The organism is Salmonella sp. SSDFZ69, assembly GCF_004010755.1.
GTDB lineage: Bacteria > Pseudomonadota > Gammaproteobacteria > Enterobacterales > Enterobacteriaceae > Salmonella > Salmonella enterica.
Genome location: NZ_CP034831.1, coordinates 3,750,992 through 3,769,077, shown reverse-complemented (window position 1 = coordinate 3,769,077; position 18,086 = coordinate 3,750,992). Strand labels below are relative to the sequence as shown.

General features: G+C 55.1%; 16 protein-coding genes and 1 riboswitch. Of the genes, 4 read left to right on the top strand and 12 right to left on the bottom strand.

Annotation, left to right across the window (positions count from 1 at the left end; translation table 11 throughout):
* Nucleotides 1-19: 19 nt before the first annotated feature.
* On the bottom strand, nt 20-640 hold the full coding sequence (locus EOS98_RS18745) for a YdcF family protein (protein WP_000877512.1): 621 nt from the start codon (nt 638-640) through the stop codon (nt 20-22).
* 517 nt (nt 641-1,157) lie between these two features.
* Between EOS98_RS18745 and EOS98_RS18735 the strand changes: the two genes are divergently transcribed.
* Nucleotides 1,158-1,577: a DUF4751 family protein gene (locus EOS98_RS18735; RefSeq protein WP_126524285.1), complete on the top strand. Its 420-nt coding sequence runs from the start codon at nt 1,158-1,160 to the stop codon at nt 1,575-1,577.
* Between the two features lie 5 nt (nt 1,578-1,582).
* On the opposite strand, the gene araD is transcribed toward EOS98_RS18735, so the two are convergent.
* The 3 genes from araD to araB form a co-directional block, all read right to left on the bottom strand.
* Nucleotides 1,583-2,278 carry an L-ribulose-5-phosphate 4-epimerase gene (gene araD, locus EOS98_RS18730; RefSeq protein WP_000888685.1) on the bottom strand — a complete coding sequence of 232 codons (696 nt, stop codon included), beginning with the start codon at nt 2,276-2,278 and terminating at the stop codon, nt 1,583-1,585.
* Nucleotides 2,279-2,418: 140 nt separating this feature from the next.
* A complete protein-coding gene (araA, locus tag EOS98_RS18725; protein WP_126524284.1) occupies nt 2,419-3,921 on the bottom strand; it encodes an L-arabinose isomerase in 1,503 nt (500 codons plus the stop codon).
* A 10-nt stretch (nt 3,922-3,931) separates the two neighbouring features.
* Nucleotides 3,932-5,641, bottom strand: coding sequence for a ribulokinase (gene araB, locus EOS98_RS18720; RefSeq protein WP_126524283.1), 1,710 nt, complete (start codon nt 5,639-5,641; stop codon nt 3,932-3,934).
* Between the two features lie 340 nt (nt 5,642-5,981).
* On the opposite strand from araB, the gene araC reads away from it, so the two are divergent.
* Both araC and EOS98_RS18710 read left to right on the top strand, forming a co-directional pair.
* Complete coding sequence (araC, locus tag EOS98_RS18715; RefSeq protein WP_000852387.1) at nt 5,982-6,827, top strand: arabinose operon transcriptional regulator AraC; 846 nt, start codon at nt 5,982-5,984, stop codon at nt 6,825-6,827.
* Nucleotides 6,828-6,945: 118 nt separating this feature from the next.
* Entirely contained in the window at nt 6,946-7,713 is a 768-nt protein-coding gene (locus tag EOS98_RS18710) for a DedA family protein (protein ID WP_001148369.1), read from the top strand.
* Nucleotides 7,714-7,751: 38 nt separating this feature from the next.
* Here EOS98_RS18710 and thiQ read toward each other — a convergent pair whose 3' ends face one another.
* From thiQ to sgrR, 4 genes are all read right to left on the bottom strand, one after another.
* Complete coding sequence (gene thiQ, locus EOS98_RS18705; protein ID WP_000915970.1) at nt 7,752-8,459, bottom strand: thiamine ABC transporter ATP-binding protein ThiQ; 708 nt, start codon at nt 8,457-8,459, stop codon at nt 7,752-7,754.
* Nucleotides 8,443-10,053 carry a thiamine/thiamine pyrophosphate ABC transporter permease ThiP gene (thiP, locus tag EOS98_RS18700; RefSeq protein WP_126524282.1) on the bottom strand — a complete coding sequence of 537 codons (1,611 nt, stop codon included), beginning with the start codon at nt 10,051-10,053 and terminating at the stop codon, nt 8,443-8,445. Before thiP ends, thiQ begins: the two co-directional genes overlap by 17 nt.
* Complete coding sequence (gene thiB / locus EOS98_RS18695) at nt 10,029-11,012, bottom strand: thiamine ABC transporter substrate binding subunit (protein ID WP_127821197.1); 984 nt, start codon at nt 11,010-11,012, stop codon at nt 10,029-10,031. Before thiB ends, thiP begins: the two co-directional genes overlap by 25 nt.
* 31 nt (nt 11,013-11,043) lie before the next feature.
* Nucleotides 11,044-11,143, bottom strand: a riboswitch (TPP riboswitch).
* Nucleotides 11,144-11,189: 46 nt separating this feature from the next.
* The gene (gene sgrR / locus EOS98_RS18690; protein WP_064043304.1) at nt 11,190-12,848 is read right to left on the bottom strand and encodes an HTH-type transcriptional regulator SgrR; all 1,659 of its coding nucleotides are present in this window, start codon (nt 12,846-12,848) and stop codon (nt 11,190-11,192) included.
* A gap of 92 nt (nt 12,849-12,940) precedes the next feature.
* Between sgrR and sgrT the strand changes: the two genes are divergently transcribed.
* Nucleotides 12,941-13,063, top strand: coding sequence for a glucose uptake inhibitor SgrT (gene sgrT / locus EOS98_RS18685; RefSeq protein ID WP_001248755.1), 123 nt, complete (start codon nt 12,941-12,943; stop codon nt 13,061-13,063).
* Between the two features lie 335 nt (nt 13,064-13,398).
* On the opposite strand, the gene leuD is transcribed toward sgrT, so the two are convergent.
* From leuD to leuA, 4 genes are read right to left on the bottom strand one after another with little or no spacing between them, the layout of a single operon-like run.
* The gene (gene leuD / locus EOS98_RS18680) at nt 13,399-14,004 is read right to left on the bottom strand and encodes a 3-isopropylmalate dehydratase small subunit (RefSeq protein WP_000818264.1); all 606 of its coding nucleotides are present in this window, start codon (nt 14,002-14,004) and stop codon (nt 13,399-13,401) included.
* Nucleotides 14,005-14,014: 10 nt separating this feature from the next.
* Nucleotides 14,015-15,415 (bottom strand): 3-isopropylmalate dehydratase large subunit, encoded by a 1,401-nt coding sequence (gene leuC, locus EOS98_RS18675; RefSeq protein ID WP_001140632.1) that lies wholly within the window; start codon nt 15,413-15,415, stop codon nt 14,015-14,017.
* A 2-nt stretch (nt 15,416-15,417) separates the two neighbouring features.
* The gene (gene leuB / locus EOS98_RS18670; protein WP_000042325.1) at nt 15,418-16,509 is read right to left on the bottom strand and encodes a 3-isopropylmalate dehydrogenase; all 1,092 of its coding nucleotides are present in this window, start codon (nt 16,507-16,509) and stop codon (nt 15,418-15,420) included.
* Nucleotides 16,509-18,080: a 2-isopropylmalate synthase gene (leuA, locus tag EOS98_RS18665; protein WP_127821196.1), complete on the bottom strand. Its 1,572-nt coding sequence runs from the start codon at nt 18,078-18,080 to the stop codon at nt 16,509-16,511. Before leuA ends, leuB begins: the two co-directional genes overlap by 1 nt.
* Between the last annotated feature and the right edge of the window lie 6 nt (nt 18,081-18,086).

The window sequence follows — 18,086 nt, the reverse complement described above, 5'->3', positions numbered from 1 at the left end:
ACGCTAATTATAACCTGTTTTAGGGGGTAATACTGTTATTTTGTACAGGCATATAACGTAAAAGCCGATATCCGCTGTAATAAAAAGTTTCTCGCAGTAAGAAGCGGGTTTGCGCCCACCAGGATTTATAGCGGGTGGATCGCGTGGGTGATGAGCGGCTATCGATACCATTATCCTGAGCGATAGTTTTCAGACGCAGCATATGCAGCGGATCGCTGACCAGTAACGCTGTGCGCCATTGTTGTTGTCGCAGTATCTGTTTTGCGTAACGAATATTTTCGCGCGTCACGGTAGAGCGCTCTTCAATAAAAATCGCCTTAGCCGGAATGCCTTTTTCCAGAACGTATTGACGGGCTATCGCCGCGTCGGAAACCGTTGCGCCAGCGCCGTAGCCGCCGGTTAATACCAACGCGCGGACTATGTGTTGTTGGTAAAGCCAGATGGCATGATCCAGTCTGGCCTGAAAAACGGGAGAAGGCGTTTTTCCGCTAACGCCTGCTCCTGCGACAATCGCGCAGTCAGCTACGCGCGTCTGGTTTTGCTGACTGAACTGATAAATAGCGATGGCATTATGGATAAACACCGTAGCCATAATGAGAATTATGCCTGCCGCGATTCTGATGATGTAGCGATATTTCATGAATGAGTTCGTTCCCCGTGACGGGTGTAATGGATATTTTAACGATAAAATGGCTTTTAGCGTCAGATATTTTTGCTGACGTATATTTATCAATATAATGATGCCGGTATATACAGCAGATATAATTATCCTATAACTGCTAATTTTGAATCATGTTTATTTACCATTTTTACCCATGTATTAGCTGTTTTGTGTCAAGTCTGTTTTCATACATTCAGTATTTTTCAGAAAGGCGCTTGTTCGAATCTGTTACTTATTTCTCGGATTAACAAAAAAGCGATATTTTTTGTTTGTTTTAATTAATGAAAAGTGTAACAATTTCATTTGGAACATCCGCACCGTCAGGTAGAAATATAATATTCCAATTGGCCGCTATGGTTAAATAAAAATGGATTACAGTGCGAATTCGTCGGGAACTCTCTGCATAATTTAATTTTTATTTTAGAATATAATTTTATTTTGACTTTCGGGTGCGGGTGTTTTTATCAAAATTTGTGGTATTCGGGAATTATCTTTTATGAATGTGAGTATGCAGGCGTGTCTGGTAGGGAGCGACCGTTATCTTTTCGTCAATACTCAACGCGCTAACCCTTCCATAAAAACCGTGAGTCGATTTTTTGAGTATAAAACATGGACCGAACAGATTTGGCGTACCGAGATTATTGAAAACGGCAATGCTTTTTTTCACTGGCAAGGACACGACAGAAAAAACGGACATCGGGATACCATTATTAACTATCTGTTAAATGGGCAACGCTGGCAGTCAACAATCGAAGATTATATTTTCTTCCATGCGCTGGAAGGAAAAGCGTGGCAGGGACATTATGATAATATTATTGAATATGTGAGTTCTGATCATTACGTCTATCAAAGCACATTTGCTGAATATATCACCGACCAGATTCATCAACGCGCCCCCCATGGGACGCGTTTTTAGAGGCATTACTGCCCGTAATAGGCTTTTGCGCCATGTTTGCGTAGATAGTGTTTATCCAGCAGGGATTGCTGCATGTCGGGCAACTGCGGCGCAAGCTGGCGGCAGAAAATCCCCATATAGGCCACTTCTTCCAGCACGATGGCGTTATGCACGGCATCCTCGGCATTTTTACCCCAGGCAAACGGGCCGTGCGAATGGACAAGCACGCCGGGCATTTGAGCGGCGTCAATACCTTGTTTTTCAAAGGTTTCAACAATGACATTGCCCGTTTCCCATTCATACTCGCCATTAATTTCCGCCTCGGTCATTTTGCGAGTGCAGGGAATCGTACCGTAGAAATAGTCGGCATGGGTGGTTCCCGTCGCCGGAATCGGCTGACCCGCCTGCGCCCAGATAGTCGCGTGGCGCGAATGGGTGTGTACGATGCCGCCGATAGTCGGAAATGCCTGGTACAACAGACGGTGGGTTGGCGTATCGGACGACGGTTTCTTATGACCTTCAACGACTTCACCGGTCTCCAGGCTGACCACCACCATATCGTCAGCGGTCATGACGCTATAATCGACGCCGGACGGCTTAATCACCAGTACGCCGCGTTCGCGATCGACGGCGCTGACGTTACCCCAGGTAAGGGTGACCAGGTTGTGTTTTGGCAGCGCTAGATTGGCTTCCAGTACCTGGCGTTTGAGATCTTCTAACATTGTTTTCTCCCTGCCGGATGGCGCTTCGCTTATCCGGCCTACGAGCGACGGTGTGCCGGATGGCGACACAAATGCCTTATTCGGCCTACAGGACCGTAGGCCCGGTAAACGCAGTGCCACCGGGCAATCCGTTTCACCAATTAACGTTTGAACCCGTAATACACCTCGTTCCAGCGCAGCGCGTCCTTAAAGGTCGGCAGACGGGTATCGTTATCAATCACCGCGATTTCGATATCGTGTATTTCTGCGAACTGGCGCATATCGTTCAGATCCAGCGCGTGGCTGAAGACGGTATGGTGCGCGCCGCCAGCCAGAATCCACGCTTCGGAGGCGGTCGGCAGATCCGGCTGCGCCTTCCACAGCGCGTTAGCTACCGGCAGTTTCGGCAGGGAGTGCGGCGTTTTTACGGTGTCAATGCAGTTGACCAGCAGGCGATAACGATCGCCGAGGTCGATCAGGCTGGCGACGATCGCCGGGCCGGTTTGGGTATTGAAAATCAAACGCGCCGGATCTTCCTTGCCGCCAATGCCGAGGTGCTGGACGTCGAGGATCGGTTTCTCTTCCACCGCGATGGACGGACACACTTCCAGCATGTGCGAGCCGAGCACCAGATCGTTGCCTTTCTCGAAGTGGTAGGTGTAATCCTCCATAAATGAGGTGCCGCCCTGCAGACCGGTTGACATCACTTTCATAATGCGAAGCAGAGCGGCGGTTTTCCAGTCGCCTTCGCCCGCAAAGCCGTAGCCCTGTTGCATAAGACGCTGTACGGCCAGACCCGGGAGTTGTTTCAGGCCGTGCAAATCTTCAAATGTCGTCGTAAAGGCGTGAAAGCCGCCCTGTTCCAGGAAACGCTTCATACCGAGTTCAATACGCGCCGCTTCTCGCACGTTCTGGCGTTTATCGCCGTGGATTTGGGTGGCGGGCGTCAGGGTATAGCTGCTTTCATACTCGTCAATCAGAGCGTTGATATCGCCGTCGCCGATAGAATTCACCACCTGCACCAGATCGCCGACCGCCCAGGTATTGACCGAAAAGCCAAATTTGATTTGCGCGGCCACTTTATCACCGTCAGTCACTGCGACTTCACGCATATTGTCGCCGAAGCGGCAGACTTTTAGCTGGCGGGTATCCTGTTTAGAGACCGCCTGGCGCATCCAGGCGCCGATACGCGTATGGGCCTCTTTATCCTGCCAGTGACCGGTGACGACCGCGTGCTGCTGGCGCATCCGCGCGCCGATAAAACCGAACTCGCGGCCGCCGTGCGCAGTCTGGTTCAGGTTCATAAAGTCCATATCGATGCTGTCCCACGGCAGGGCGGCGTTAAATTGGGTATGGAATTGCAGTAGTGGTTTGTTAAGGATACTCAGCCCGTTGATCCACATTTTGGCCGGGGAGAAGGTGTGCAGCCAGACCACCAGCCCCGCGCAGCGATCGTCATAATTGGCGTCACGACAAATGGCGGTAATCTCATCCGGCGAGGTGCCCAGCGGTTTTAATACCAGTTTACATGGCAGTTTGGCTTCGGTATTCAGCGCGTTGACCACATGCTCGGCATGTTGAGTGACCTGACGCAGGGTTTCTGCGCCATACAAATGCTGGCTGCCAATCACAAACCATACTTCATAATTATCAAAAATCGTCATTGTCGTGTCCTTAATGAGTCAGGATTGCCTGATTGGCCGGGGTCGTTGGCGCCGGCGCGGCAGTCGGAAGATAATGTTGTTCTGCGCTTAGCGCCCACTGCTGGTAGCGGCGGTAAAGCTGTTCGAGGCGTTGCGCCTGTTCAGGGCGGGGACGCAGAGTGCGTTCTACCGCGCTTGCCATGCTTTGCTGGGCGGCAGGAATATCGGCATGGACTTTCGCAGCGACGGCGGCAAAGATAGCGGCGCCTAATGCGCAACACTGGTCGGAAGCGACGATCTGCAACGGACGATTCAGTACGTCGCAGCAGACCTGCATAATGACCTGATTTTTACGGGCGATGCCGCCAAGCGCCATCACGTTATTGACCGCGATACCCTGATCGGTAAAACACTCCTGAATGGCGCGCGCGCCGAAGGCGGTCGAAGCGACCAGACCACCAAACAGCGCTGGCGCGTCGGTGGCGAGATTGAGATCGGTAATGACGCCTTTCAGACGCTGATTAGCGTTTGGCGTGCGGCGACCGTTAAACCAGTCGAGCACCACCGGCAGGTGATCCAGGGACGGATTTTTCGCCCAGGCGTCGGTGAGCGCTGGCAGTAGCTGTTTTTGGCTGGCTTTAATCTGGGTTTTCAGTTCCGGGTGCTGCGCGGCAAGTTGTTCCAGCGGCCAGCTCAACACGCGGCTAAACCAGGCGTAGATATCGCCGAAAGCAGATTGCCCCGCTTCCAGACCGATAAAGTTCGGCACCACGCTGCCATCAACCTGACCGCAAATGCCTTTCACGGCGCGATCCCCGACGCTCTGTTTATCCGCAATCAGAATGTCGCAGGTAGACGTGCCGATGACTTTTACCAGCGTATTGGACTGTGCGCCCGCGCCAACCGCGCCCATGTGGCAGTCGAACGCGCCGCCGGAAATCACTACGCTTTCCGGCAAGTCGAGGCGCTGCGCCCATTCGGCGCACAGGGTGCCCACGGGCAGATCGGCGGTGAAGGTTTCGCTAAATAACGGGTAGCGAAGATGACGGTTAATGCACGGATCGAGTTCATCAAAAAAGCTCGCGGGCGGCAGACCGCCCCAGCTTTCATGCCATAGCGTTTTGTGCCCGGCGCTGCAGCGGCCACGGCGGATATCTTGCGGGCGAGTGGTGCCGGAAAGCAGCGCCGGCACCCAGTCACACAGTTCAATCCACGAGACGGCGGCCTGCGCGACGGCGCTATCCTGACGGGTGACGTGCAGAATCTTCGCCCAGAACCATTCGCTGGAGTAAATGCCGCCAATATAGCGGGAGTAGTCGACCTTGCCTGGCTTATGGCACAGACGAGTGATTTCGTCGGCCTCTTCCACGGCGGTGTGATCTTTCCACAGCACAAACATCGCATTCGGGTTCTCGGCGAACTCCGGACGCAGCGCCAGGACGTTACCGTCGGCGTCAATCGGCGCTGGCGTAGAGCCGGTGCTGTCAACGCCAATGCCAACGACATTTGCGCGTTGCGCGGCGCTTAATTGTGCCAGAACGGCTTTCAGCGCGGCCTCCATTGACTCCATGTAGTCGCGCGGATGATGACGGAACTGGTTGTTCGGGCCGTCGCAATAACGGCCTTCTTGCCAGCGCGGATACCACTCTACGCTGGTGGCGATCTCGTCGCCGGTGGCGCAGTCCACTGCCAGAGCGCGCACTGAATCACTGCCAAAATCGAGGCCAATTGCAATTGCCATCGTCTTACTCCATCCAGAAAAACAGGTATGGAGAAACAGTAGAGAGTCGCGGCAAAAACCGTCAGGCAGGATCCGCTAATCTTATGGACAAAAATGCTAATGCTTTGCAAAGTGTGACGCTGTGCAAATATTCAATGTGGACATTCCAGCCATAGTTATAGACACTTCTGTTACTTAATTTTATCGCCTGAACTGTACGCTTTTGTTACAAAGCGCTTTTCACAAGCGGGGTTGATACGTGCTTTCATCAAGCGCAAGGTCTTGCGGAGACGTAAGCTCTGTCGTCCTGGTCAATATGGACAATTTGTTTCTTCTCTGAACATCGGGGGGTAGAGAAATCATGGCTGAAACGCAAAATGATCCGCTATTGCCGGGATATTCATTTAATGCCCATCTGGTCGCCGGACTGACGCCAATTGAAGCGAATGGATATCTGGATTTTTTTATCGATCGTCCGTTGGGCATGAAGGGATATATTCTTAACCTGACCATCCGCGGAGAGGGCGTCATTAATAATAATGGCGAGCAGTTTGTCTGTCGGCCTGGCGATATATTATTGTTTCCGCCGGGCGAGATTCATCACTATGGACGGCATCCGGACGCCAGCGAGTGGTATCACCAGTGGGTTTATTTCCGGCCTCGCGCCTACTGGCAGGAGTGGCTGACCTGGCCGACAATCTTTGCCCAGACAGGATTTTTCCGCCCGGACGAGGCGCGCCAGCCGCATTTCAGCGAACTGTTCGGGCAGATCATCAGCGCCGGGCAAGGAGAAGGCCGCTATTCTGAGCTACTGGCGATCAATCTGCTGGAGCAGTTGTTGCTCAGACGTATGGCGGTAATTAATGAGTCGTTGCATCCGCCGATGGATAGCCGTGTGCGCGATGCCTGCCAGTATATCAGCGACCATCTCGCGGACAGTCATTTTGATATCGCCAGCGTCGCCCAGCATGTCTGCCTGTCGCCCTCCCGGTTATCGCATCTGTTCCGCCAGCAGTTAGGCATTAGCGTATTGAGTTGGCGCGAAGATCAGCGTATCAGCCAGGCGAAACTTCTGCTTAGCACCACGCGAATGCCGATAGCGACCGTTGGGCGCAATGTTGGATTTGACGATCAGCTCTATTTTTCGCGGGTATTTAAAAAATGCACCGGGGCAAGTCCTAGCGAGTTCAGGGCCGGATGTGAATAAAAAGTGAATGATGTGTCCACAAAGATGTCATAAGCCGTAACTATTCGGATAATTGACGGCTTGACGAAGGGGGACGGGGTAAGCAGAATCCCTGCTTCATCACGCTGACGGACACACTATGCAAGCACTGCTGGAACACTTTATCACCCAATCCACTCTGTATTCGCTTATCGCCGTGTTGCTGGTCGCCTTCCTGGAATCGCTGGCGCTGGTGGGGTTGATTTTACCCGGCACGGTACTGATGGCGGGGCTGGGCGCGCTTATCGGCAGCGGCGAGCTCAATTTTTGGCATGCCTGGCTGGTGGGTATTATCGGCTGTCTGATGGGCGACTGGATTTCGTTCTGGCTGGGGTGGCGTTTTAAAAAGCCGCTACACCGCTGGTCTTTTATGAAAAAGAACAAGTCGCTGCTGGATAAAACCGAACACGCGCTGCATCAGCACAGTATGTTCACGATCCTGGTCGGACGTTTTGTCGGTCCGACGAGGCCGCTGGTGCCGATGGTGGCAGGGATGCTGGATCTTCCCGTAGCGAAATTTATTGGGCCGAACTTGATTGGCTGTTTGCTGTGGCCGCCGTTTTATTTCCTGCCGGGCATTCTGGCGGGAGCGGCAATCGATATTCCTTCCGATATGCAGAGCGGAGATTTCAAATGGCTGCTGCTGGCGACGGCGTTGCTGCTGTGGGTCGGCGGCTGGCTATGCTGGCGGCTGTGGCGCAGCGGCAAAGCGGCAGTCGATCGTTTAACCGCGTATTTCCCCCGCAGCCGTTTGCTGTATCTGGCGCCGTTGACGCTCGGGATCGGCGTGGTCGCGCTGGTGGTGCTGGTTCGCCACCCGCTGATGCCGGTATATATCGATATTCTGCGCAAAGTTGTGGGTTACTAACGATTCCTTTGCCGGATGGCGGCTTCGCCTTATCCGGCCTACAAAATATGGGATTTGATGCCCAATAGCGCTGAGGCGCTGGCCTGACCGCTTAGTAGCTCGTCTGTTTTGCCTTGCCACGCAATGCGTCCGTCGGCGACGACGATTGACCGGGGCGCAATTCGCGCCGCATCTTCCACGCTGTGCGAGACCATCAACAGCGTGAGCTGTCGCTCGCGGCAGATATCGCTGACCAACGTCAGCATCTCCTGGCGCAGCGCGGGATCGAGCGCGGAGAACGGTTCATCCAGCAGCAGTACCGGCTGTTCACGTACCAGGCAGCGCGCCAGCGCTACCCGCTGACGCTGGCCGCCGGACAGTTCGCCCGGTAAACGCGTCATCAGACTCTCAATGCCCATCTGATGTGCGATAGCGTCCCGTTTTTCCCGCTGGCTGGCGTTGAGCGTTAACCCAGGGTTTAGCCCCAGACCGATATTTTGCTGCACATTCAGGTGGCTGAATAAATTATTCTCCTGAAACAGCATTGAGACCGGACGGCGTGAGGGCGGCGTAAGCGTATGATCTTCGCCGGCAATCAGTAGCGTACCGCTGGCAGGTGCAAGAAAACCGGCAATTAAATTCAACAACGTGCTTTTCCCCGCGCCGCTGGGGCCAAGAATCGCCACCTGCTCGCCGCGTTCTACCGCCAGCGTAAAACGCATCGGCAAATGATGGTAAAGCCAGGTGATATCAATCAGTTTTAGCATGTCGGCCCGGTAGTTTCTCTATGAGGGTAAATAACGTAAAGCAGAGCAGCAATAGTATCAGCGCGGTCACCGCGCCGTCCTGGCTGCGGTAGGAGCCGATCTGCTGATACAGATAAAACGGCAGCGTGCGGAAATTGTCATTGCCGAAAAGCGCGACGACGCCAAAATCACCGATAGAAAGTACGCAGGCAAACGCCAGCGCCTGCGCCAGCGGACGTTTCAGCGCCCGCAGTTCCACGACCTTTAACCGCGACCAGCCTTCAATTCCTAATGACTGGCACAGCATTCCATAACGGGCGGTAATATCGCGCATTGGGTTTTCCAGGACTTTTAGCGCGTAGGGGATTGCCATCAGCGCATTGGTGAAAATCACGATGCCGTTGGCGGATTCCGGTAAGCCAATGCTGTTATTGAGCAGTAAAAAGAAGCCTGTCGCCAGTACGATCCCCGGCATCGCGAGGATCAACATCCCGCTGAGTTCCAGCGTTTGTCCGGCGAATAGTTGCTGGCGTTGGCGTAGCTCGCGGCTACTCCACAGCAGCATCATGGTCAGCACCACACACAGAACGCCCGCCGCCAGCGCAATGCGTAGCGATGTCCAGACAGCCTGCCACAGAATGGGTTGCGCCAGCACCTCCGGCAGGCTGCGGTTGACGCCATCGACCACCACGGCGACCAGCGGCGGAAGCAGCAGCAGCAGCGCCAGCACGATTAATAAGGCGTCCGTCAGACGGCTGTGGAGACGATCGTCAGGATCGCGCCAGCCCTGCGTCAGCGTCATCCCCGGCGCAATCGCTTTGCTCAACCGTTGGCTTAGCAGTACCAGCGCCAGGCAGCAGACCATCTGGATTAATGCCAGCATCGCCGCGCGGGCGGGATCGTAGTCATAACTGAGCGCCTGAAAGATAGCCAGTTCGATAGTGGTGGCCTGCGGGCCGCCGCCGAGCGACAGGACCGTTGCGAAACTGGCGAAGCAGAGCATAAAAATCAGCGCCGCGACGGGCGGAATTTGGCGGCGCAGCCACGGCCATTCGACAAAACGGAAAAAATGCCAGCCGCGCATACCGAGCTGGGCGGCGAGCTGGCGCTGCTCGCCGGGAATGCTTTCCAAAGATTGCAGCAACAAACGGCTCGCCATTGGCAGGTTAAAAAAGACGTGCGCCAGTAAAATGCCCTGCAAGCCGTAGGGGGAGAATGTCCACTGAAGCCCCAGCATCTGCCACAGCGAGGCCAGCCAGCCCTGACGGCCATACACGCTAAGAATACCGAACACGGCAACCAGTACCGGCAGAATCAGCGTCATGGCGCACAGACGCAGCAGCGCCAGACGTCCAGGAAAACGGCGTCGATAAAGCGCGCGGGCGAGAAAAACCGCCGGGACCACAGACAGCACTGCGGACAGCAACGCCTGCCAGAATGAGAAGCGCACCACATGCCACAGGTAGCTATCCCGCCAGATTGTCGACCACGCGCCCGACGGCGCGTTCAGCCAAAGCGCCAGAAAGGCCGCCAGCGAGACGGTTATCATCAGCGCGGCGGCGCACAGCCCCGGAATCAGCCAGCCGGGAATTAACGGCTGACGGCGCGTTGCCATTCGCTAATCCATGCCTGGCGTTGTGCTGCCACTTGTTGCGGCGTGAATTCCAGCGTTGTGGCGGGTTTGGCCAATGATTCAAACCCTGCGGGTAGGGAGACGTCCGCTACCGGGTACATCCAGTTGCCGGTGGGTATGGCGTTCTGAAACGCCGGAGAAACCATAAATTTGAGGAATTTCTCCGCCAGTTCCGGCTGCTTACTGGCGACGGTACGCGCCGCGACTTCTACCTGTAAGTAATGGCCTTCGCTGAAGTTCGCGGCGGCGTAATTGTCCTTCTTCTCTTCAATAATGTGATACGCCGGAGAGGTGGTGTAACTGAGCACCAAATCGCTTTCACCTTTCAGAAATAAACCGTAGGCCTCGCTCCAGCCTTTCGTCACCGTCACCGTTTTGGCCGCCAGTTTTTGCCAGGCCTGCGGCGCGTTATCGCCATAGACTTTGCGCATCCACAGTAACAGCCCCAGCCCTGGCGTACTGGTACGCGGGTCCTGATAAATCACCCGCCATTTTTGATCGCTCTCGACCAGTTCTTTCAGGCTTTTCGGCGGATTTTTCAGCTTGCTTTTATCGTAGACAAAGGCGAAATAGCCGTAATCGAACGGCACAAATGTGTCGTTTTTCCAGCCGCCGGGCACCTTGACCGCTTCATTCGCCACGCCGCTTTTGGCAAAAAGTTTAGTTTGCGTGGCCGCTTCCAGCAGATTATTGTCCAGCCCCAACACCACATCGGCTTTGCTGTTCTTCCCCTCCATCCGCAGGCGGTTGAGCAGTGAAACGCCATCCTCCAGCGCCACCAGTTTCAGCTCGCAGTTGCAATCGGCTTCAAACGCTTTTTTCACCGCCGGGCCTGGCCCCCAGTCGGCGGCGAACGAGTCGTAGGTATAGACGGTGAGAACGGGTTTGGCGAAAGCAGGCGCCGCGCACAGGAGTAAAAGTGGAAGATGTTTTTTTAACACTTTGCACCTCAGTTAAAGAGTGGCAAAGGACTTGAGAGGTAGCCTCAAATCCCTTCGCCGGCATTATCCGGATCAGGTTCGACGGGTATTTTCTCAGCGCGCGCATGAGCGCGGCACCCCGTTGAGTTCGGCGTTAGTGTAGTGATTTTGTTGCCGGGCAGCAATCAAGAGCTGGCGTTAAGGATCTGGCGGCGCAAACCACGCCGATTTAAAATCAAACCAGCCGAGGGTATTCATGCGCAGCCCGCGCATACTGCGCTGTCCCTGGATAATCAGCCAGTGGTGGATCAACGGCACAATCGCTTTGTTGGCCAGCAGTTGCTGGCACCAGTTCGCCAGGTTCATCTCGCCAGCGCGCCACTGCGCGGCGTCGCCCTGCCAGTCGCGCGGAATGCAGTTCTGCAAGAGCGGTACTTCGCACAGGTGCGCGAACAGCGAGAAATCCAGCGGCAGCGTAAAGTTAGCGCTATTGAGCCAGATATCGCTTTCGATCTCGCCGGCGTGCCATTGATCGTAGTCGATCTCCTGAATATGCAGATGCACCTGATGTTCAGCCAGAAGCGCGCTCATGATACGGGCGATAACCCGGTGCTCAATGTGTTCGCGATAGAAGGTCAGCGTGAGGGTTTCCAGCCCGGCGGGTTTTTCGCCCGGGCCTGGACGGGCGTGATGCCAGCGCGGCAAAAGCCCATAGGCCGGGAACCAGAGCTGCTGTAGCGGTTCATCGGCATGATAGAGTAAATTGGTGGGGGAGAGGACGTGGCTTACCCATTCTCTGACCTGCGGATGTGCGCCGCGCGGCGTTCTGGCGTCGAATAGTAGGTAATAGCACCCCTCTTCCAGTCGGCTTTCTATCGCTTTTTCACCGCCTTGTATCGGCCCTTCCAGCATCAAGCCGCAGGCCGGTTCTTCACTGATATCCGGCAGTACCCAGACGTTCACTTCGTCTATCAACGCCCGGTAGCCGAAGTAATCATCAAAGGCGAGTATCTTGAGCTGGTTTGGCGTATTACGCCGCACGGCATAAGGCCCGGTGCCGATAGGGTGGCTGGCGAAATTAGCCAGCGTTTCCCACTCCCGCGGCAAAATCATCGCCGGGACCTGGCCCAGCAGCCACGGCAACCAGCGATCCGGCTGGGAAAGATGAATATCCAGCGTCCACGCGGTAGGGGAGTCTATCTTTGTGATGTGCGAGTAAAGCGGAAGCGTATTGATACGCGTCAGCGAGGCGATGACATCTTCCATCTCCAGCTCGCGGCCATGATGAAAATGAATGCCAGGGCGCAGGTAGAAGCGCCACAGTAAAGGGGAAATTTGCTGCCAGTGGTGCGCAATGTCCGCTTCCAGTTCCCCGTTTTCCTCATTTACCCGCGTGAGCGAACTGAAAATTTGCCGGGCAATATGGGTTTCCGAGCGACGTAATGCGGTTCCCGGCAGGAGATTGTGCATCGGACGATAGTAAAGAACCCGCAGAATATGCCGCCCCTGGCGGAAGCTGCGTCCCAGATGGGAAATCAGCATTTGCCTGACAGCGCTTTTATCGCCGACCAGTTGTACCAGTTGATCGATTCGATCTTGTTCCAGCAGGTCTTCCGCCCGCTGCTGTTGCAGCGCCAGTCCGGTATACAGGAACGTCAGACGCGAACGCTTTCCGCGTCCAACCTCGGCCTCCCATGTTAGCCAACCGCGCGCCTGCATCGTATTTAGCAGCGTACGCATATGGCGACGCGAACAGTTCAGCAGATCCGCCAGCTCATTAAGCGTGGTGTCTTGCGTTTTACCGTCACAACATTGCCAGAGACGGATAAATTGTTGTTGCAGGCGACCTGAGGGCATAAAAGGGGAACTCCGATGAAAAACTCAGCAATTTTATTATCCCTATATTAGGCCAATAATATCTTTCGATGAAGCAAGAGGAAGAGGTCACTATGCGCCAGTTCTGGTTGAGATATTTTGCCGCGACGGAAAAAACGTCCTGGCTGGCTTGCCTGAGCGCGCCGCAGCGCTTAAAAATGCTCGCGGAACTGATGCAGTGGGAGGCGACCGATTGAAGCCAATTGCAGACATCATGTGTGACTGAGTATTGGTGTAGGCGATAGCCTAAAATCACCCGCCAGCAGATAATATCTGCTGGCTTTTTTTATTTCGGCTGTTTCTGGATGACGACGATGGGACGGCGTCTCAACGGGATTTATGCGGCGGTTTCTGTGGTCACGCAGGTGGTGAGCGGGCGAGTAAAAGACGTATAAAAAATGCCGGAATATCCCCGGCATGAGCGACTGATGAGTAACCCGGCGCTTGATGGCGCTACGCTTATCAGGCCTACAGGATATAGTGGCAACCTGGTGATATTGCATAACCTGTAGGCCCGGTAAGGCGTGAAAGGTTACCGCATAAATGCCGGTTGTTTATTTTCGTAGGCGGCAATCGCGTCTTCGTGCTGCAGCGTCAGCCCGATGCTGTCCAGACCGTTCAACATGCAGTGGCGGCGGAAGTCGTCGATTTTAAAGCTGTAGGTCTTATCGCCTGCTTTCACCACCTGTGCTTCCAGATCCACTTCAAAATGAATCCCCGGATTGGCTTTCACCAGAGCAAACAGCTCATCGACCTGTGCGTCGCTCAGGGTTACCGGCAGCAGTTGGTTATTGAAACTGTTGCCGTAGAAAATGTCGGCGAAGCTTGGCGCGATCACCACTTTAAAGCCGTAATCGGTCAGCGCCCACGGCGCGTGTTCGCGTGACGAGCCGCAGCCAAAGTTTTCCCGCGCCAACAGTATCGACGCGCCTTGATATTCCGGAAAGTTCAACACGAATTCCGGATTTGGCTGTTGACCCTTTTCGTCCAGGAAGCGCCAGTCGTTAAACAGATGGGCGCCAAAACCGGTGCGCGTAACCTTCTGCAAAAACTGTTTAGGGATAATTGCATCGGTATCGACGTTGGCGGCATCCAGTGGGACAACCAGGCCGGTATGCTGGGTAAATTTCTCTGCCATGGTAGTTTCCTTATTTGATGCTGCGAATGTCGGCGAAGTGGCCGGTAACGGCGGCAGCGGCGGCCATCGCCGGGCTGACTAAATGCGTGCGACCCCCGCGGCCCTGACGGCCTTCAAAGTTACGGTTGCTGGTGGATGCGCAGCGCTCGCCCGGGTTCAGGCGGTCATTATTCATGGCCAGGCACATGGAACAGCCCGGTAAGCGCCATTCAAATCCTGCTTCGATAAAGATCTTGTCCAGACCCTCCGCTTCCGCCTGCGCTTTCACCGGACCTGAACCCGGTACCACCAGAGCCTGCACGCCCGGCGCCACTTTGCGCCCTTTGGCTACTTCCGCCGCCGCGCGCAAATCTTCAATGCGCGAATTGGTACAAGAGCCGATAAAGACTTTATCGATAGCAACGTCCGTTAACGGTACGCCCGGCTGTAAGCCCATATAAGCCAGCGCTTTTTCGGCGCTGGCGCGCTCAACCGGATCGCTAAAAGAGGCGGGATCGGGGATGATGTCGGTGACGGAAATGACCTGGCCCGGATTAGTGCCCCAGGTCACCTGCGGCGCGATCTCTTCTGCTCGCAGGGTGACGACAGTATCAAAGGTCGCGCCGTCATCGGTTTTCAGCGTTTTCCAGTACTCGACGGCTTCGTCAAAATCGCGGCCCTTCGGCGCGTGCAAACGCCCTTTTACGTAGTTGAAAGTGGTTTCATCCGGGGCGACCAGACCGGCTTTGGCGCCCATCTCAATCGCCATATTGCACAGCGTCATGCGGCCTTCCATACTCAGCGCGCGGATAGCGTCGCCGCAAAATTCAACCACGTGCCCGGTGCCGCCGGCGCTGCCGGTTTTACCGATGATCGCCAGCACGATGTCTTTGGCGGTAATGCCCGGCGCGGCGTTGCCCGTGACTTCAATCTTCATGGTTTTAGCGCGCCCCTGTTTCAGGGTTTGCGTCGCCAGTACATGTTCTACCTCAGAAGTGCCGATGCCGAAGGCCAGCGCGCCAAACGCGCCGTGGGTGGCGGTGTGGGAGTCGCCGCAGACGATGGTCATGCCCGGCAGGGTGACGCCCTGTTCCGGCCCCATCACATGGACGATGCCCTGATACGGGTGATTCAGGTCATACAGCTCGACGCCGAACTCGTTACAGTTTTTAATCAGCTCCTGCATCTGGATACGCGCCATTTCACCGGAAGCATTAATGTCTTTAGTCTGCGTCGAGACGTTGTGATCCATCGTGGCGAAGGTTTTCCCTGGCTGACGTACCGGACGATGGTGCGCGCGCAGACCGTCAAACGCCTGCGGAGAGGTGACTTCATGCACCAGGTGGCGGTCGATGTACAGCAGCGGCGTTTCGTTTGGCGCCTCAAAGACCACGTGGGCATCAAATAATTTTTCGTATAACGTTTTGGCCATGATTACACCCCTTCTGCGACATAGCGGGCGATAATATCGCCCATCTCATCGGTACTGACTGCGGCAGCGCCCCTGGCTAAATCGCCGGTGCGAACGCCCTCTTCTAATGCGCGATTGATCGCCTGTTCAATGGCCGTTGCCGCATCGTTGGCATCCAGGCTGTAGCGCAGCAGCAGCGCCAGCGACAGGATCTGCGCAATTGGATTGGCGATATTTTTCCCGGCGATATCCGGCGCGGAGCCGCCAGCCGGTTCATACAGGCCAAACCCTTGCTCGTTCAGGCTGGCGGAGGGCAACATCCCCATTGAGCCGGTGATCATCGCGCATTCGTCGGACAGAATGTCGCCGAACAGGTTAGAGCACAGCAGTACGTCAAACTGCGACGGGTCTTTAATCAACTGCATGGTGGCGTTATCGATATACATGTGCGCGAGTTCCACATCGGGATACGTTTTCGCGACATCATTGACGATCTCACGCCACAGGATAGAGCTTTGCAGTACGTTGGCTTTATCAATAGAGGTGACTTTACGGCGGCGTTTACGCGCCGATTCAAAGGCGATACGGGCAATGCGCTCGATCTCAAAGCGGTGATAAACTTCGGTATCAAAGGCTTTTTCGTACTGACCGCTGCCTTCACGGCCTTTTGGTTGTCCGAAATAGATCCCGCCGGTCAGCTCGCGCACGCACAGGATATCGAAACCGTTAGCGGCGATATCGGCGCGCAACGGGCAAAATGCTTCCAGCCCCTGATACAGTTTCGCCGGACGCAGGTTACTGAATAATTTGAAATGTTTGCGCAGCGGCAGCAGGGCGCCGCGCTCTGGCTGGCTTTCCGGGGGCAAATTTTCCCATTTCGGGCCGCCGACGGAGCCAAACAGAATGGCATCCGCCTGCTCGCACCCTTCAACGGTGGCTTTCGGCAGTGGATGACCATGATTGTCGATAGCAATACCGCCGACGTCATAGTGGCTGGTGGTTATACGCATATCAAAACGGCTGCGTACCGCATCCATAACTTTCAGGGCTTGCGCCATGACTTCCGGGCCGATACCGTCGCCCGGCAGTACGGCAATATGATAGTTCTTCGACATTACACGGTTTCCTTGTTGTTCTCTTTATTTTGAGCTTTGCGTTGCAATTCTTTTTCAACTTCGGCGGCGCGCCAGATATTGTTCAGTACGTGCACCATCGCTTTGGCGGAGGATTCGACGATATCCGTCGCCAGCCCGACGCCGTGGAAGCGGCGACCATGATGGTTCACGACGATATCGACCTGACCCAGCGCGTCTTTGCCCTGGCCTTTGGCGTTCAGGTCGTATTTAACCAACTCAACGTCGTAGCCAGTGATGCGGTTAATCGCCTGATAGATGGCGTCGACCGGGCCGTTGCCGTTCGCCGCTTCGGCCTTGATCTCTTCACCACAGGCCAGCTTCACGGAAGCGGTGGCGATATCGCTGGAGCCGGACTGCACGATGAAGTAATCCAGACGGAAATGCTCTGGTTCTTCTTGCTGTTTATTAATAAACGCCAGCGCTTCCAGGTCATAGTCGAACACCTGGCCTTTTTTGTCCGCCAGCTTCAGGAACGCGTCGTACAGGTGATCCATGTTGTAGTCTGTGTCCTTGTAACCCATCTCTTCCATGCGATGTTTCACGGCGGCACGGCCAGAGCGGGAGGTCAGGTTCAGCTGTATCTGGTTCAGACCGATGGACTCTGGCGTCATGATTTCATAGTTTTCGCGGTTCTTGAGGACGCCATCCTGGTGGATGCCGGAAGAGTGGGCGAAAGCGCCGCTGCCGACAATCGCTTTGTTGGCCGGGATCGGCATGTTACAGATCTGGCTGACGGTCTGGCTGGTGCGCCAGATTTCGTGGTGATTGATGTTGGTGTGTACGTTCATGATGTCTTTGCGCACTTTAATCGCCATGATCACTTCTTCCAGTGCGCAGTTACCGGCACGTTCTCCGATACCGTTCATCGCGCCTTCAACCTGACGCGCGCCCGCATGTACTGCCGCCAGCGAGTTGCCTACCGCTATCCCTAAATCGTCGTGGGTATGAACGGAGATGATGGCTTTGTCGATATTGGGGACACGTTCATACAGGCCGGAAATGATTCCCGCAAACTCAAACGGCATGGTATAGCCCACGGTATCGGGAATATTAATGGTTCTCGCGCCGGCGTTTATAGCGGCTTCCACCACGCGCGCCAGATCGTCAACAGGCGTCCGGCCAGCATCTTCGCAGGAGAACTCTACGTCATCAGTGTAATTACGCGCCCGCTTAACCATGTATACCGCGCGTTCGATGACCTCATCCAGCGTGCTGCGCAGTTTGGTGGCGATGTGCATTGGCGAGGTGGCGATAAAAGTATGGATGCGAAACGCGTCGGCGACCTTCAGCGCCTGTGCCGCGACGTCGATGTCTTTTTCTACACAACGCGCCAGGGCGCAAACGCGGCTGTTTTTAATGGTGCGGGCGATGGTTTGGACGGATTCAAAATCACCCGGAGAAGAGACCGGGAAGCCCACTTCCATGACATCAACACCCATGCGCTCAAGGGCCAGGGCAATCTGCAGCTTCTCTTTCGCGCTCAGGCTGGCCTGTAACGCTTGTTCGCCGTCGCGTAAGGTCGTATCAAAAATAATGACTTGCTGGCTCATGATGTG

Excerpts from the sequence above, each read along its gene's own strand:
- leuB (WP_000042325.1), bottom strand. The coding sequence starts at position 16,509 with ATGTCGAAGAACTATCATATTGCCGTACTGCCGGGCGACGGTATCGGC.
- EOS98_RS18735 (WP_126524285.1), top strand. The coding sequence starts at position 1,158 with ATGAATGTGAGTATGCAGGCGTGTCTGGTAGGGAGCGACCGTTATCTT.
- araD (WP_000888685.1), bottom strand. The coding sequence starts at position 2,278 with ATGTTAGAAGATCTCAAACGCCAGGTACTGGAAGCCAATCTAGCGCTG.
- araB (WP_126524283.1), bottom strand. The coding sequence starts at position 5,641 with ATGGCAATTGCAATTGGCCTCGATTTTGGCAGTGATTCAGTGCGCGCT.
- sgrR (WP_064043304.1), bottom strand. The coding sequence starts at position 12,848 with ATGCCCTCAGGTCGCCTGCAACAACAATTTATCCGTCTCTGGCAATGT.
- sgrT (WP_001248755.1), top strand. The coding sequence starts at position 12,941 with ATGCGCCAGTTCTGGTTGAGATATTTTGCCGCGACGGAAAAAACGTCC.
- leuA (WP_127821196.1), bottom strand. The coding sequence starts at position 18,080 with ATGAGCCAGCAAGTCATTATTTTTGATACGACCTTACGCGACGGCGAA.
- leuC (WP_001140632.1), bottom strand. The coding sequence starts at position 15,415 with ATGGCCAAAACGTTATACGAAAAATTATTTGATGCCCACGTGGTCTTT.
- EOS98_RS18745 (WP_000877512.1), bottom strand. The coding sequence starts at position 640 with ATGAAATATCGCTACATCATCAGAATCGCGGCAGGCATAATTCTCATT.
- araA (WP_126524284.1), bottom strand. The coding sequence starts at position 3,921 with ATGACGATTTTTGATAATTATGAAGTATGGTTTGTGATTGGCAGCCAG.
- thiP (WP_126524282.1), bottom strand. The coding sequence starts at position 10,053 with ATGGCAACGCGCCGTCAGCCGTTAATTCCCGGCTGGCTGATTCCGGGG.
- araC (WP_000852387.1), top strand. The coding sequence starts at position 5,982 with ATGGCTGAAACGCAAAATGATCCGCTATTGCCGGGATATTCATTTAAT.
- thiQ (WP_000915970.1), bottom strand. The coding sequence starts at position 8,459 with ATGCTAAAACTGATTGATATCACCTGGCTTTACCATCATTTGCCGATG.
- EOS98_RS18710 (WP_001148369.1), top strand. The coding sequence starts at position 6,946 with ATGCAAGCACTGCTGGAACACTTTATCACCCAATCCACTCTGTATTCG.
- leuD (WP_000818264.1), bottom strand. The coding sequence starts at position 14,004 with ATGGCAGAGAAATTTACCCAGCATACCGGCCTGGTTGTCCCACTGGAT.